Raw genomic sequence first — 13,214 nt, 5'->3', positions numbered from 1 at the left:
GTCCTTGTCAGTAAGACGCGCGAGGGTCATACCCGTCACAACGCGGGTGACTAATAAAGCAGAAGTATGCCGCCAGGAATGTGAACTGCGTTGAGCCCCACGCTGGCTGCAAGCGTGCGGATCGCAGCTTCGGGATCATCAATCCGATAATTGCCGCTCACGGTAACATCCGGGCTGCGCATCGCGGCGACCACCACGCGACCACCATAGTGGCGCCGCATCTCGTCCAGTGCGGTTCCGAATGTTTCGCCGTCGAACGTCATTTTGCCTTCGAGCCACGCGAGTGAACGCGCCAGATCAGCAGACCGTGGAACGCCAAGATGCGTTGCTGTCGAGGCGATCATCTGCCCAGGCGCCAGACGAACCGGCGCCGCTTGCTGGCCAATATCGCTGACCTCAACCGAGCCGTGCTCAAGCACAACCACATCTTCGCTGTCGGTTTCACGAACTAGGAAGGCGGTGCCTGTCACTTCAACAGAGCTGAAGTTTGACGTCACGACAAACGGCCGGCTGGCATTCGGCACAACGCTAAAAAATGCCTCGCCCGCTAGCAATGTCACCCCCCGGCGCCCCTGAGAGAAATCGAGCGAGATGGCGGATGATGTATTGAGCGTAACTTGAGAACCATCGGGCAGCTCGACATTGCTGCGCTGTCCCACGCCCGTCATGTGGTCAGCTTCAAGCCACAGCAATGCACCGGGAAGACGCGTCAGACCAACGCCGAGCAGCAATACGGCAGCAGCTGCCAGCGACGCCCCGCGCAATGTCGGCTGCCACCGACGATCCGATTTCCGCGCGGCTTTGGCAGCGTTGTGCGCGCCCTGAAGCTTCTGTCTGTCAACGACGGTTGCGTCGCGAAGGGAAGGCAACCCATGCAGACGCTCAATCCGATCGTAAGCCTGTCTGCGAGCCGGAGAGCTGGCACGCCATGCTTCGAAGGCATCTCTCAGCGCCTGATCATTCGGCGCATCCTGCAACTGTAAAAACCAGTCCAGCGCCGCGTCTATATCCGGATCGCTATGGCGAATCTCGTTCTCTGGCTGCTGATCATCGTCCGGTCGCATCGCCACTCAGGTCATCCGCACTTTCAATTTCCGCATCGCATTTGTGCGAGAGAGGGACGCTTGGGTTGATTCTCAATCCCGGTCCAGACTCATCAGTGCATCGTGGCAGCGCATCATCACCAGCTTGACATCATTATAGGCCGTGTTGCGCGCGATACCAAGGTGCGCTGCGATCTGCGCATATGACCAGCCCTCCAGATGGGCCAGCACCCAGACGCGGCGCGCACGTTCGGGAAGCGTTTCAAAAACTTGCTCGAACAATCGCAAGCGCTCCCTCTCGATGACGACGGCCTCTACGGAGGGAGAGTCGGAAGGTACCTGCTCGATTGCATCCTGCGCGACACTTTCCGGCTCAAAGCGCGCACGCACACGCCGCCGCCGCTCGTGGTCCAAGGCAAGGTTGCGCGCAGTCTGGTGCAGGAATGCTTCGACCTGGTCGATCGGCGAAACCTCCACGGCGCGGCAGACACGGATATACGCATCGTGGGCGAGATCTTCAGCCGTAGCGGGATCGCGGACGATCTTCATGAGCGTGCTCATCAGCGAGCGCCGCTTATTTAGAAATACGCTCGTCACGTTAGCTGACATCAACATCCACCCCGTGGGCGCGACACAACCGTTCCAGCTTTCGAAACTGGAAAGGCAACTGAAGCGTGGTCAGCCCAACTGATTTTCAATAAGCGGCGAGCCTATAGCCCCCGAATACTGCTGCAACTGCAATTGATTAGATCGATTCAAACGAGGCGCTGCGTCGCCGCCAAAAACTTGACCGCGACAGTATTGTTAGCCCTTGATCCCAAAGCAAGATTCTGCACCGCCTCAGCACAAGCCCAAGCGGAGCACGGCGAATTTTGTGCTTCGATTCCTCGGGTGCTGTAGCCAAATGACCACGACGAGGCGTGAAGCAATACGCGGCTCACCGCGCACGGTCTGCCTGCGCATCATCACGTATGTCATCAAATGTAGGGCTAATCCGATCTGGCGGAGAGGGTGGGATTTGAACCCACGATACCCTTGCGAGTATGCCGCATTTCGAGTGCGGTGCTTTCAGCCACTCAGCCACCTCTCCTGACCTGGGGGCGCAAAGTGACAGGCGGCATGGCCGCCACATCGAAGCACCCCGGAGATCGGAACGGTGCTCTTAAGAGAAACGCACGCGCCTGACAAGCCTCTAACTGCATCGGGGCGCGGGAATGCCATCAAGCCGCTGGCCACAGGTCACGCCGGCCCGATCCCGCCGACACAGAGGCCCTGAACCCATCGCAGCATTGGCGGCCATCCGCCCGGCAAGGGGCAATCTGCCCCTTGGCTTTATCCAGCGGAAACAATCAATGGAATTGACGGACTTTTCGCAAAGTCAACAGGCCCGCAAATCAGGCCATTGGCAGCCCAAAGACGCCCCAGACTTCACCGACGACATTTCCAAACAGAAACGCTGTCCAAAGATAAAGACCAACGCCGGCCCACCAGTTGCGATCATGCGCGCCGACCACATCGCGCACCTTCGAATAGCCGCTCATTGCGCCGTCGAGCGCCATCGCTTTCAACGCTTCCGCCATTTCCCTGCCCTCCAGCAATGCGAAGTCAATTATTAACCGTCAAGGTTAACGCATTGCAAATACGTGATTTGTCTGAGGCCATCAATTGCATCTTGTGATGCATATGCGCCGTCTGATCACGCCATCCCGGCCGGAGTAATGCACAGGGCAACGCCCCCATGTGCATAGCGGGCAAAACGAAAAGGGGCGGATTGGTGACGACATTTCGGCGTGCTACCAAAATCAGGCGTCACCGCTCGAAATGGGATGAGGTGGTAAATTGAAAGCGTATTGTCTTGTTTTTGTAATTGCTCTGGGATCACTCCCTGCAGCAGCTCATGAATTGCCGCAAACTGGTAATGCGTCGCGTGCAAGCGAAATAGAATTGGCTCAACCGGGCAGTTTCCACTGGACCGATGCTGAGAGCCCTGCAACCAACGATTACGGACCTCCGGCATCAAGAGGCCCACAGAAAAGCGCGCCAGCCCAAGCTGCCATGGCGCAGATGCGCGCTGAAACCGCCCGCATCCTGCGGGACGCAGACGCCAACGCCGTCCGCGTGTCCCGCATCCGCTACGACCTCCACGTGACCTGCGTTGTTGAGCAGGTCGAGGCTGAGCCCGATCTGGCTGCGGCCGGCTCACAGGCAAACGCCGCCATGCCCTGGATCTGGAGCGTTCAGCACGCTTCGAACCGGGCTGAAATGTCGGACGCCGCCACGGTTGAGGTTTGCGAAGTCGACTACACGCGCCGCGTCCGTTCGTTCGCCGACGAAAATCCAGCGGCCGCCCCCGAAACGGTTGGCTTCCAGGTGGCGTTTCCAGCCGATTGACGACGATCGCGATCCTTCCGGTCTCTCGGGGATTGCGAACAGCGGAGCGCGTCGGAGCCTTGCGGGGTGTCTCCGGCGCGTTGCGCGTTTGAGGGAATGAGGGAGCGGACTGGCCTATCAGGCAGCTCATCAGCCTAATGGCAGAATCGCGCGACGCGGCCGAGCATTGCCCAGCCTCTCAGCTTGAACAGCCCATCAACTTAAGTGGCGTCTAGCTTGAGCGGCGCTTGCGCGACCAGTAAATAGCGAAAATCCCCATCCACAGCAGCAGCGCCAGCACGTCCAGCAGCGTCGAGAGCTCCTGCACCGCGCGCTGCCACGGCTGATCGGGCGCGCCCAGCCAGATGGCTGCACTCGCTATCACACCGGCCACGAGGCACAGGCCGGTCATCCCCCAAAACAATCTCACGGTGCGGCGCGTCATGTCGACACTATAGCGCACCGCACAACGATCCGCGATGGCCGCCGTGCATCACAAATGTTTACACGTCGCGGAACACGGCATCCTGAGCAACCAGCCGCCCCAACAGCGGGTGACAAAGTTGCAGCCCGAAATCGAAACTGCCGTCACCGCGATCGCGATGCACGATGCACATCCGCCCCGGCTGCAGAAACTTCGGCATCGTGAACCGCCAGCGACCAGCCTCCAGAAAGTAGTCAGCCGACCGAAACACCAGCGCCCGATCTTCCACGGTCACCCGCAACGTCATGCCGATGCCGGAGCCGACATATTCCTCCAGCCCGGTCGGCCCCTGAAAACGCTTGGCGGAGTGGATCGCCTGCGGAAAGCGGCCCGGACGGTTGTAGATCCGCAGCCAGGTCTGACCACCCAACAGCGGGTTCTCGCTGACGACAACCGCCGCCGGACCGGTCGCGCCATCAACCAGCGGCAGTGGCGCACCAATCAGCCGTGCCATCCACGCCAGAACTCGCCCCGTCCGCGAAAGCCGGGTTGAGAGCACCTGCCCGCGATAGATCGCCGTTTCATCGGCTCCGAGCCGCTTGGAAAACCTGCGCCGTACAGCAGCCGGCAATTCGCTCCACGCCGCATCGCCCACCAGTTGCCGGAAACGCGGATCGCCAACCGGAGCAGCAGCTTCGTCATCAACCGGCGGCGTCGGCAAGACGGCAGGAGCAGCACCATCGGGCGGCAGCCCAGCGCGACTGGCTACAACGGGCATCATCGCCATCGGCACCGGCAGCGGCACACCGTGCAGCAGCGCGGACTTTGGCATCTGTGGCTGTGCCTCCGACCCAACAATCCGCTGCATGGCGATCCCCTCCCGATTAAGTCCTGCGCGCGCGGCGCTCCGGCTTTTTGACGTCCTTGCCACCGACGAAGCGCGCGATGGCTCCGCCCATGCGTATAAGCTTCAACAGCGTTGGCCCCGGCAGACGGATGATCTCGGTGAAGCCGCGATCTACCGTCTCCGTGAAATCATGCATCGCCGCCAGGCGCTTGCGCACGGTCGGCGAAATTGAAGCGTCAGCCTCCGCATCGCTTATGCAGTTACGCAGCACGTCCAGCACCGGGTCGAGTTCCCTCGCCTTGCGGCCCAGAGCGATACGGCGGACCATTTCGAACATGTCGACTTCCGCCTCGTAGTGGTCGCGCCGATCTCCCATCACATGCACGCGGCGGATGAGGTTCCATCCCAGCAGCTCACGCAGACTGTTCGAAACATTCGAACGGGCCATGGCGAGCCGCTCAGCGATTTCTTCGGCGGTCAGCGGATCATCGCTGAGATAGAGCAGCGCATGGATCTGGGCGACGGACCGGTTCACACCCCAGGCCGTTCCCATCTCGCCCCAGTGCAGAACGAAGCGCTCCACCGGACCGGACACACCACCGCTTATTTCGTTTATTTCTGTCATGACAGAAATTTGCGACACAAAAGAACGCACGTCAATGAAATCAGGACTGCACTGCACGCAGGGCTTCCTTGCCGATCATGCAGGGCAGCCGCAACATCGCTTGGCTCTATCACGCCCCGGCGCTCCGCCATGCGCCGTTTCTTGGCCACCCAAAAGGCTTGCGGCGGTCTTGTTCGCGCCATCTGCCTGCGTTCTTTGCTCCGCCGGAACGATTGATCGACGGAGACGAATGTGGACGCGTTGCTTGCCGCAATCGGGCGATTGCTAGCCAGTCCGGGCTTCAAGTTCTTTCTGATTTGCGGCCTGATATTGCTGCTCGGAATTCCGCTGCTGATCGTGTGGGGCCTCACCAGCGAACGCGAGCAGCGTGCGGCGGAAGTTCGGCGCACGGTGGCGCAGGAATGGGGCGACGCTCAATACATCGACGGCCCGCTGCTGGTTGTGCCCTACACGATGAAGCGCGTGACCGGCGAAGGCGACAAACGCGTCGAGGAGATCGTCGAACGGCGCGCAGTCTTCCTGCCCAAATCGCTGGCGATTACCGGCGACACATCCACCAAAACTCTGCACCGATCGATCTATGACGTCGCCGTCTATTCAAGCGTACTGAATTTCACCGGCGCATTCTCCGCGCCTGAAATTGCCGAAGCGACAAGCGAGGCACTGGAAGTTCGTTGGCGCGATGCCATTCTGGCCGTTGCGGTCAGCGATGTTTCCGGCCTGAAGGATGCCGCGTCGCTGACCATCAACAACAGCGACAAGCTGGATTTCGAACCCAGCATCGGCATCCCCAGAATGATGGGTGGCGGCATCCATGTGCGCCTTGCTGATGTGTCGGGTGTGTTCGACGGAGCAGCTGGCGCCAACAGCAACGCAGCAGGCATAAAACCGTTCAGCTTCAAGTTTGCGCTCACACTCAACGGCTCATCCGAGTTGAAGTTTGCGCCGCTGGCGCAGGAAACAACCGTCGCGATCAAGTCCGACTGGAAAGATCCCAGCTTCACTGGCGGCTTTTTGCCCACCGAACGGCACATCAGCGCCGATGGCTTCACGGCCGAATGGCAGGTGCCGCATCTGGCGCGCAGCGTGCCGCAGGCCTGGAGCCTCAGCGACCATGAGTTCGAACGCATGAAGCCCTATGCATTCGGCGTGCGCTTCATGGTGCCGGTCGATTTCTACCAGGTCATCAGCCGCGCGCTCAAATACGCCACCATGTTTCTCGGCACCGCGTTCATGGCGGTGTTTCTGCTGGAGTTGCGTTCCAGGCGACAGGTGCATCCGGTGCAATATCTGTTCGTCGGTCTGACGATGGTGTTCTTCTATGTGCTGCTGTTATCGCTGGCGGAACACATCGGCTTCCTGAAAGCCTACATCGCTGCGTCACTCGCCACCGGAGGACTGCTCAGTGCCTATGTCGCGCGCGTGCAGAACAGCATGAGCAAAGGGCTCGTCATGGGCGGCGTGTTCCTCGGCATCTATGGGCTGCTGTACCTCATCCTGCAGCTTGAGGACTATGCGCTGCTGGCCGGAGCGATCGCAGGCTTCGTCATCCTGGCAACGGTCATGTTCGCAACGCTGAAAGTCGATTGGTCCGGCGCTGCATCGAAGGCGATCTCGGCGTCACCGGCGCAACCCTAGACCGATCCACCGGAAGGCCGCGCAGCAGTCAGCCGTGCGGCCTTCAAAGTGCAAGTTCCAGCGGCGCGGTGGCAGGCAACACCGTATCGGACTGCGGCTCAAACCCTTGCGCAACAAGCCGGCCCTGCCGCGCATCCGCGATCATCACCAGCCGCGTATTCCAGTTGAGGATTGGCGGGCGCAGCCACGCGAACCGCGTATCCATCTCGGTACTCACACCGTGCATTCCACACGCGCGCCCCGGACTGTCATTGCCGCACGCCAACCCGCGCCAGCCGGGCGCCTGCCAATGGTTGGCGGCTGTGGTATTTCCCTCATGCACGCGCGCGTCGGTTTCAGTGCGCTCGATCACCGCTGTTTCCTGCGCGTTGATACCTGCGATTGAGAAGATGGCTGGCGCACAGATGGGGCTTTCAGCCAGCAGCCGTTTGGCTTCAGCGAAATCCGCTGCCGTCTCGAACACGCGCCGCAGAAGCTGCGCCGGCGTGGGATGGTTCAGCCGCCACACTCGTGCGCGCCCCAGCGCCCAATCGAGATGGAACAGACCCGTGTGCTGGCGCATCGGCGCCTGATTGAGCGCCCCTGAGAAACGCCCCGGCGCCATCGCCTGCAGCACGCCAGTATATCCAGGCCAGGTCAGCGCCACGAACGGCCCGGTGCCGCCGCCCACCACATGGGCCGCGATCACATATCGGCCGAGGCCGCCGGTCACCCAGTCGAGCACCCGCACCAACCGGGCGCTGCGCCCATCCGGGGCAGGCGCCACGCGGCACGTGCAGCCCCACTCATAATTGACCGATAGAAAATAGGCGCCGGGTCGGGCCAGCCGCTCAGCGATGGCATCGATTTCCGGCAGCAGCGCGTTACCCTGCTTCACCAGCCAGCGGCGCGACACGGCATCCAGCGCCCGCAGCGTGCGCTGCGACACGCCCTCGGTTGCGCAATCCATCAGCGCATGCGCCCGCGCCCCATGCAGCTCCAGCGTCTCGAGCGGGAAGGCCGTGCCCGCCTGCACAACCGGGATCGTCGGCAACGCGCGTGCCATCTCACTCTTCTGGCGTGGCTTCATTTCCCAATCACTCTGACTGAGGCTCCCGCTTGCATACGCCAAGCGTCTGACGAAGCGTAGAAAATTGGCTTAGATCCGGCATCGAAACTCGAATATACTGGTCGATAGCGGCTTCGCCGCGACTAGGCGCCCGGCAAAAGCCCGGCGGGGGTCGCTCCGTTCACTTCGGAACCGATTGACAACTAGCGCATATTCTAGGATAAACCCGCCTTCTCGCGCACCCTTAACGGGGGGCGCGCAACGCGCTGCCCGAGGCCTGTTCGCCCGTTTTTCGAGGCGATCTTATAAAGACCGCAGCTAGCCTGCGGCGCCATAGGGCGCGGATAATGCTGAAGGAATAGCTATGTACGCTGTCATCAAGACGGGCGGCAAGCAGTACCGTGTTACTGCTGACGACGTCATCAAAATCGAAAAGATCGCCGGCCAGGCCGGTTCGGATGTCGAGTTCACCGAGGTTCTGCTCATCGGTGGCGACAACCCCAAGATCGGCACCCCGCTGGTTTCCGGCGCAAAGGTCGTTGCCGAGTTCGTTGAAGAAACCCGCGGCCCGAAGGTCATCTCCTTCAAGAAGCGCCGCCGCAAGAATTCCCGCCGCAAGCGCGGCCACCGCCAGGATCTCGTCAAGATCCGCATCAAGAGCATCATCGGCGCCTGAGGCAGCCGCTCGGAATTTGAGGATTTGAACGATGGCACAAAAGAAAGCAGGCGGTTCAACTAAGAACGGCCGCGATTCACACTCCAAGCGCCTTGGCGTAAAGCGTTACGGCGGCGAGCACGTTATTCCTGGCAACATCCTTTGCCGCCAGCGTGGCACCAAGTGGCACCCCGGCAACGGCGTTGGCATGGGCACAGATCACACGATCTTCGCCGTTGTCGAAGGCAGCGTCGAGTTCAAGACCAAGAGCAACGGCCGCACTTACATCTCGGTGCGCGAGATCGTTGCCGAAGCGGCGGAGTAAATCCCCGCGCCACTGCTGAGTTTTGCGAAGGGGGATGCGCTGCGTCCCCCTTTTTGCTCAACTGGGCTTACCATACCTCACCCGTGGCGCTTCACCAGGAGCCGCCATGTTCATCCTCGGAGCGCCCGATATGCGCTCACCGCGCCTCACCTATCGCCCGATCACGTCACGCGATGCAGCTCGGGTCGCCGAGTACGCCGGAGACTGGGACATTGCGCGGATGACATCGCGCATCCCGCACCCATATTCCCTCGTTGAGGCCGATCTCTGGATTGCATCGCTCGACAACGACGAATTCGTCCGGGTGGTCGAGTTGAATGGCGAACTGATTGGCGCTGTCGGCTACATCCATCATGATAGCGGCGAGGCCGAGATCGGTTATTGGATTGGTAAGCCCTGGTGGGGCAACGGTTACGCAACCGAAGCTGCAACGGCACTGATGACGTATTGCTTCAAGGAAGGCGGGTTCGAGCGATTGACCTGCGGTCACTTCGTGGACAATGCGGCCTCTGCGCGTGTCATCCGCAAACTCGGCTTCCGTCCAACAGGAACCGGTGCCCTGTGGAGCGTAGCGCGTCAGTGCTCGGTTGAAATGATATTGTACACGCGCGGACGCGGTTTCTGGCAACAACTGCTTGGCCGCTGGCGGAGCCAAATGCGATGAAGTTTCTCGATCAGGCAAAAATTTACATCGCATCGGGTGCGGGCGGAAACGGCTCGCTGTCGTTCCGGCGCGAAAAGTTCATCGAGTTCGGTGGCCCCGACGGCGGCGACGGCGGCAAGGGCGGCGACGTGTGGGCCGAGTGCGTCGACAATCTCAACACCCTCATCGACTACCGCTACCAGCAGCACTTCAAGGCCAACAAGGGCGGCCATGGCATGGGGCGCAATCGCTCCGGCGCCAACGGCGAGGACTGCATCCTGCGCGTGCCGCCCGGAACACAGATTTTCGCCGAAGACCAGGAGACAATGCTCGCCGATCTTGAGCAACCGGGCGACCGCGCGCTGCTGGCTCGCGGCGGCAACGGCGGCTTCGGCAACGCTCACTTCAAGTCGGCCACCAATCAGGCGCCTCGGCGGGTCAATCCGGGGCAGCCCGGCGAAGAGCTCACCATCTGGCTGCGTCTGAAGCTGATCGCCGACGCAGGCGTCATCGGCATGCCGAATGCAGGCAAGTCGACATTCCTCGCGGCCGTCAGCGCGGCAAAACCGAAGATCGCATCCTATCCGTTCACGTCTCTGCATCCCAACCTGGGTGTGGTTGAGGTTGGCGATGCCGATTTCGTGCTGGCTGACATTCCCGGGCTGATTGAAGGCGCCAGCGAGGGCGCCGGTATCGGCACGCGCTTCCTCGGCCACGTGGAACGTACCAAGGTTTTGCTGCATCTCGTCGATGCAACCGAGGACGACGTCGCAACGGCCTACCGGACCGTCCGCAATGAGCTGCAGGCCTACGGTGCAGACCTCGACGAAAAGAAGGAACTGGTCGCACTCTCGAAGTGCGATGCAATCGACAAGGAAACGCTGGAACAGCGCTTTGCGGCACTTAAAAAGCCTCCCGCAAAACGCCCATGATGATTTCATCTGTTTCTGGCGATGGCGTACGCGATGCGCTGTTTGCTCTGGTGCGAGAAATCCGCCGTTCAAAGGCGGAGGAAAAGGAAGCCAGCGAGCCGGAGAAGGGGCCGTGGCGGCCCTAAGCGGACTTGCCGAGGTGGGGCTCACGAATGCATTGCCCCCGCCCCTGCAAAATATCGCATTCAGATCATCAGCCCGGCAAGCGTTGCATATCGGAGCAAACGGGCTGACGAATCCAACGGGTTGCATCGACCATCAACAACATGCCCGTTGATTTATCGCCCCACATTAACAAAGCGCTCACCGCGATAACTCCGCCCAGGCGAAGAATTACCGCTTGTTCAACTCCGGCGGCAATAATGCCGGAATCTGGAATCCGCGGGCCATCGCAGGACCGAGCACTTGTCGCATCGAAGTACCGCGTTCGTGACCTTTCCGATCGTCGCCTTGGCGGTCGCGTCGCTTGCTGTGGTCATGGCATCGCTGCTTATCGGTGCTCGGGAAGCTGACAACATAGCCCTGCTGCGCCAGCGTGAAACGATCCAGCACGCAATCGCGCAGCACGGACACAGCCTCGCGCGCGAATTACGTCCACAAACGATATGGACGGACGCCTTTGAAAGGACGAAGGTTCGCGACACGGCCTGGATGCAGAACTTCTACGGTAGTTATCTCGGCCGCCTGTTGGGCTACGACCGCCTATACGTGCTGGACGAAAAAGATGCTCCGATCTTCGGCTACGATCCGGAAACCCAGGCCAGCCTGAACTTCGCCGACCTTGGTGGTCAGCTGGATGACCTGGTGCGTGCCGCACGCGCGCCCCAACAGATGGCGGAATACAACCCGATCGTCACCAAGATCACGCTCAACAACGGCAAATTCGCCGAGCACGTCGCCGTAGCGGACACCCGCAATATCGCGGGACGACCGTCGACAGTCGTTGTTTCAACTGTAATGCCCGACAAGGGGCGCGCAGTTGAAATGCGGGACGGGGAGCCTCCCGTGCTGCTCGTCGCCGTTGAAAATCTGGATAAGATTTTCACCGCCGAGCTGGGCAAGGCGTTCGGCTACGAGAAGATGCAATGGGAAGGCGCCTCTGCTGACGTCATGCCCGCCGCTGCACTTGGTGTCGAAAACACGACAAGCCAGGACATCCTTACCCGCGACGGAACAACAGTCGGAAAGCTACACTGGCTCAACAAGCGGCCCAGCGCTGAATTCATCCAGCGCGTGATTCCGGGGCTTCTTCTCGCGCTGGTGATGATCAGCCTGCTCACGTATCTGCTGATTTCGTGGGGCCGCCGCCATGCGCATACGCTGCTTCAGAGCGAAGAGCATGCAAAGCTTGCCGCCCGCACCGACAGCCTGACGCAACTTCCCAATCGCATGGCGCTGCGCGAGCGCCTGCCTCGGATGCTGCGTCACACCCAGAATGACCGCAGCACGCTTGCCGTTCTGGAAATCGACATCAATCAGTTCAAGGCCATCAACGACGCCTTTGGCAGCGCCATCGGTGATGCGGTGCTGATTGCAACCAGCCACCGCCTTTCGAAACTGCTGCCGGACAAATCATTGATTGCCCGTCCCGACGGCGCAACCTTCGTGATTATTGCGCCCGGTCTAGGCCCAGATCAGGCCCTTGAGCTGGCCAACGACGCAATCGCTGCGATTGCCGAGCCATACATTCTGGAGGGCGGCACGCGGGTCTTCGCCACGGCTTCCGCCGGCTATGCAATCGGCCCGACAGATGGTCGCGGCGGCGATGAACTGCTGCGCCGGGCCAATCTCGCTCTCGACAAATCAAAGCAGGCCGGCGTTGAACGTGCGATTGCGTTCACGCCTGAGATGGATGCCGAAGCCACCTATCGGCACATGCTTGAGATGGCCCTGCGCGATGCGGTGGCAGATGGAACGATCAGCGTCCTCTATCAGCCGTTGATGGACGCGTCGGGGCTCAACGTACTTGGCGTCGAGGCACTGGCCCGTTGGTCAGATCCAACGCTCGGCCCCGTGTCGCCGGAAATATTCATCCCGCTGGCAGAAGAAACCGGTGTGATCCAGGAAATCGGCAAACACGTCCTGCGCAGCGCGCTGCAGGACGGCAAAATGTGGCCGCACATCAACATCGCCGTCAACGTATCGGCCTCGCAGATCCACCACGGCGATGTCGTCGAGGTTGTGCGTGAGGTTCTCAATGAAACTCAGTTCCCAGCCCAACGGCTTGAGATCGAATTGACCGAGAGCGTGCTTCTGGCCGACGAAAAGCGCGCCAACGAACAGATGCGCGGGCTGCAAAACCTGGGCGTCAAGGTGGCTCTCGACGATTTCGGCACCGGCTATTCAAGCCTCTCGTATCTGCGCCGTTTCGGATTTGACAAATTAAAGATTGACCGCAGCTTCATTGAAAGCGCGGGCGCTCCGCAGGACAGCACCGTCATTCTCGCCTCAATCATCAAGCTCGGGCACGATCTGGATCTGACCATCACGGCGGAAGGCGTTGAAACCGAACAGCAGCGCCGTTGGCTGCAGCATTCCGGCTGTCACCAGCTCCAGGGCTATCTGTTTTCTCGTCCGATCAGCGCTGACGAAATGACTGCTTTCCTCGCCGATCACGCGCCCAAGAACGCGGTCGCGAGTTGACGCGCGTTTGCGTCGCAGTCG

General features: G+C 60.8%; 14 protein-coding genes, 1 tRNA gene and 1 pseudogene. 8 read left to right on the top strand and 8 right to left on the bottom strand.

The window, feature by feature from the left end; translation table 11 throughout:
- Nucleotides 1–50 precede the first annotated feature (50 nt).
- Together QEZ49_RS15865 and QEZ49_RS15860 are read right to left on the bottom strand one after the other, a co-directional pair.
- On the bottom strand, nt 51–1,064 hold the full coding sequence (locus tag QEZ49_RS15865) for a FecR domain-containing protein (protein WP_280388573.1): 1,014 nt from the start codon (nt 1,062–1,064) through the stop codon (nt 51–53).
- 72 nt (nt 1,065–1,136) lie between these two features.
- Nucleotides 1,137–1,604: a sigma-70 family RNA polymerase sigma factor gene (locus QEZ49_RS15860; RefSeq protein WP_280388329.1), complete on the bottom strand. Its 468-nt coding sequence runs from the start codon at nt 1,602–1,604 to the stop codon at nt 1,137–1,139.
- On the opposite strand from QEZ49_RS15860, the gene QEZ49_RS15855 reads away from it, so the two are divergent.
- A complete protein-coding gene (locus tag QEZ49_RS15855; protein ID WP_280388328.1) occupies nt 1,591–1,734 on the top strand; it encodes a hypothetical protein in 144 nt (47 codons plus the stop codon). The two genes, QEZ49_RS15860 and QEZ49_RS15855, sit on opposite strands and share 14 nt — an antisense overlap.
- 309 nt (nt 1,735–2,043) lie before the next feature.
- On the opposite strand, the gene QEZ49_RS15850 is transcribed toward QEZ49_RS15855, so the two are convergent.
- Nucleotides 2,044–2,133 (bottom strand) — tRNA-Ser (locus tag QEZ49_RS15850).
- 304 nt (nt 2,134–2,437) lie between these two features.
- Nucleotides 2,438–2,623, bottom strand: a complete 186-nt coding sequence (locus QEZ49_RS15845) for a hypothetical protein (protein WP_280388327.1) — start codon at nt 2,621–2,623, stop codon at nt 2,438–2,440.
- A gap of 475 nt (nt 2,624–3,098) precedes the next feature.
- Between QEZ49_RS15845 and QEZ49_RS15840 the strand changes: the two genes are divergently transcribed.
- On the top strand, nt 3,099–3,434 hold the full coding sequence (locus QEZ49_RS15840) for a hypothetical protein (protein ID WP_280388326.1): 336 nt from the start codon (nt 3,099–3,101) through the stop codon (nt 3,432–3,434).
- 211 nt (nt 3,435–3,645) lie between these two features.
- On the opposite strand, the gene QEZ49_RS15835 is transcribed toward QEZ49_RS15840, so the two are convergent.
- The 3 genes from QEZ49_RS15835 to QEZ49_RS15825 all read right to left on the bottom strand — a co-directional run bounded on the left by QEZ49_RS15835 (nt 3,646) and on the right by QEZ49_RS15825 (nt 5,309).
- Nucleotides 3,646–3,825: a hypothetical protein gene (locus tag QEZ49_RS15835; protein WP_068463255.1), complete on the bottom strand. Its 180-nt coding sequence runs from the start codon at nt 3,823–3,825 to the stop codon at nt 3,646–3,648.
- A 91-nt stretch (nt 3,826–3,916) separates the two neighbouring features.
- Nucleotides 3,917–4,705: a DUF4166 domain-containing protein gene (locus QEZ49_RS15830; RefSeq protein ID WP_280388325.1), complete on the bottom strand. Its 789-nt coding sequence runs from the start codon at nt 4,703–4,705 to the stop codon at nt 3,917–3,919.
- A 16-nt stretch (nt 4,706–4,721) separates the two neighbouring features.
- Complete coding sequence (locus QEZ49_RS15825; RefSeq protein ID WP_280388324.1) at nt 4,722–5,309, bottom strand: MarR family transcriptional regulator; 588 nt, start codon at nt 5,307–5,309, stop codon at nt 4,722–4,724.
- Between the two features lie 231 nt (nt 5,310–5,540).
- Between QEZ49_RS15825 and creD the strand changes: the two genes are divergently transcribed.
- Nucleotides 5,541–6,947: a cell envelope integrity protein CreD gene (gene creD, locus QEZ49_RS15820; protein WP_280388323.1), complete on the top strand. Its 1,407-nt coding sequence runs from the start codon at nt 5,541–5,543 to the stop codon at nt 6,945–6,947.
- Nucleotides 6,948–6,990: 43 nt separating this feature from the next.
- Here creD and QEZ49_RS15815 read toward each other — a convergent pair whose 3' ends face one another.
- A complete protein-coding gene (locus tag QEZ49_RS15815) occupies nt 6,991–7,992 on the bottom strand; it encodes a hypothetical protein (protein WP_280388322.1) in 1,002 nt (333 codons plus the stop codon).
- Between the two features lie 367 nt (nt 7,993–8,359).
- On the opposite strand from QEZ49_RS15815, the gene rplU reads away from it, so the two are divergent.
- The 5 genes and pseudogenes from rplU to QEZ49_RS15790 all read left to right on the top strand — a co-directional run bounded on the left by rplU (nt 8,360) and on the right by QEZ49_RS15790 (nt 13,193).
- Nucleotides 8,360–8,671, top strand: a complete 312-nt coding sequence (rplU, locus tag QEZ49_RS15810; RefSeq protein ID WP_280388321.1) for a 50S ribosomal protein L21 — start codon at nt 8,360–8,362, stop codon at nt 8,669–8,671.
- 31 nt (nt 8,672–8,702) lie between these two features.
- The gene (rpmA, locus tag QEZ49_RS15805; RefSeq protein WP_068463261.1) at nt 8,703–8,975 is read left to right on the top strand and encodes a 50S ribosomal protein L27; all 273 of its coding nucleotides are present in this window, start codon (nt 8,703–8,705) and stop codon (nt 8,973–8,975) included.
- A 106-nt stretch (nt 8,976–9,081) separates the two neighbouring features.
- A complete protein-coding gene (locus QEZ49_RS15800) occupies nt 9,082–9,639 on the top strand; it encodes a GNAT family N-acetyltransferase (RefSeq protein ID WP_280388320.1) in 558 nt (185 codons plus the stop codon).
- Nucleotides 9,636–10,675 (top strand): annotated as a pseudogene (obgE, locus tag QEZ49_RS15795) (GTPase ObgE). Before QEZ49_RS15800 ends, obgE begins: the two are co-directional and overlap by 4 nt.
- Before the next feature lie 304 nt (nt 10,676–10,979).
- The gene (locus QEZ49_RS15790) at nt 10,980–13,193 is read left to right on the top strand and encodes a bifunctional diguanylate cyclase/phosphodiesterase (protein ID WP_280388319.1); all 2,214 of its coding nucleotides are present in this window, start codon (nt 10,980–10,982) and stop codon (nt 13,191–13,193) included.
- Nucleotides 13,194–13,214: the final 21 nt, after the last annotated feature.

The sequence above is a fragment of the Hyphomicrobium sp. D-2 genome, assembly GCF_029872155.1.
Taxonomy (GTDB): Bacteria; Pseudomonadota; Alphaproteobacteria; order Rhizobiales; family Hyphomicrobiaceae; genus Hyphomicrobium_A.
This window is presented reverse-complemented; position numbering and strand designations above follow the sequence as displayed.

Excerpts from the sequence above, each read along its gene's own strand:
- QEZ49_RS15840 (WP_280388326.1), top strand. The coding sequence starts at position 3,099 with ATGGCGCAGATGCGCGCTGAAACCGCCCGCATCCTGCGGGACGCAGAC.
- QEZ49_RS15830 (WP_280388325.1), bottom strand. The coding sequence starts at position 4,705 with ATGCAGCGGATTGTTGGGTCGGAGGCACAGCCACAGATGCCAAAGTCC.
- rpmA (WP_068463261.1), top strand. The coding sequence starts at position 8,703 with ATGGCACAAAAGAAAGCAGGCGGTTCAACTAAGAACGGCCGCGATTCA.
- QEZ49_RS15800 (WP_280388320.1), top strand. The coding sequence starts at position 9,082 with ATGTTCATCCTCGGAGCGCCCGATATGCGCTCACCGCGCCTCACCTAT.
- QEZ49_RS15825 (WP_280388324.1), bottom strand. The coding sequence starts at position 5,309 with ATGACAGAAATAAACGAAATAAGCGGTGGTGTGTCCGGTCCGGTGGAG.
- QEZ49_RS15815 (WP_280388322.1), bottom strand. The coding sequence starts at position 7,992 with ATGGCACGCGCGTTGCCGACGATCCCGGTTGTGCAGGCGGGCACGGCC.
- QEZ49_RS15860 (WP_280388329.1), bottom strand. The coding sequence starts at position 1,604 with ATGAGCACGCTCATGAAGATCGTCCGCGATCCCGCTACGGCTGAAGAT.
- QEZ49_RS15855 (WP_280388328.1), top strand. The coding sequence starts at position 1,591 with ATGAGCGTGCTCATCAGCGAGCGCCGCTTATTTAGAAATACGCTCGTC.
- QEZ49_RS15845 (WP_280388327.1), bottom strand. The coding sequence starts at position 2,623 with ATGGCGGAAGCGTTGAAAGCGATGGCGCTCGACGGCGCAATGAGCGGC.
- rplU (WP_280388321.1), top strand. The coding sequence starts at position 8,360 with ATGTACGCTGTCATCAAGACGGGCGGCAAGCAGTACCGTGTTACTGCT.
- QEZ49_RS15835 (WP_068463255.1), bottom strand. The coding sequence starts at position 3,825 with ATGACCGGCCTGTGCCTCGTGGCCGGTGTGATAGCGAGTGCAGCCATC.
- QEZ49_RS15865 (WP_280388573.1), bottom strand. The coding sequence starts at position 1,064 with ATGCGACCGGACGATGATCAGCAGCCAGAGAACGAGATTCGCCATAGC.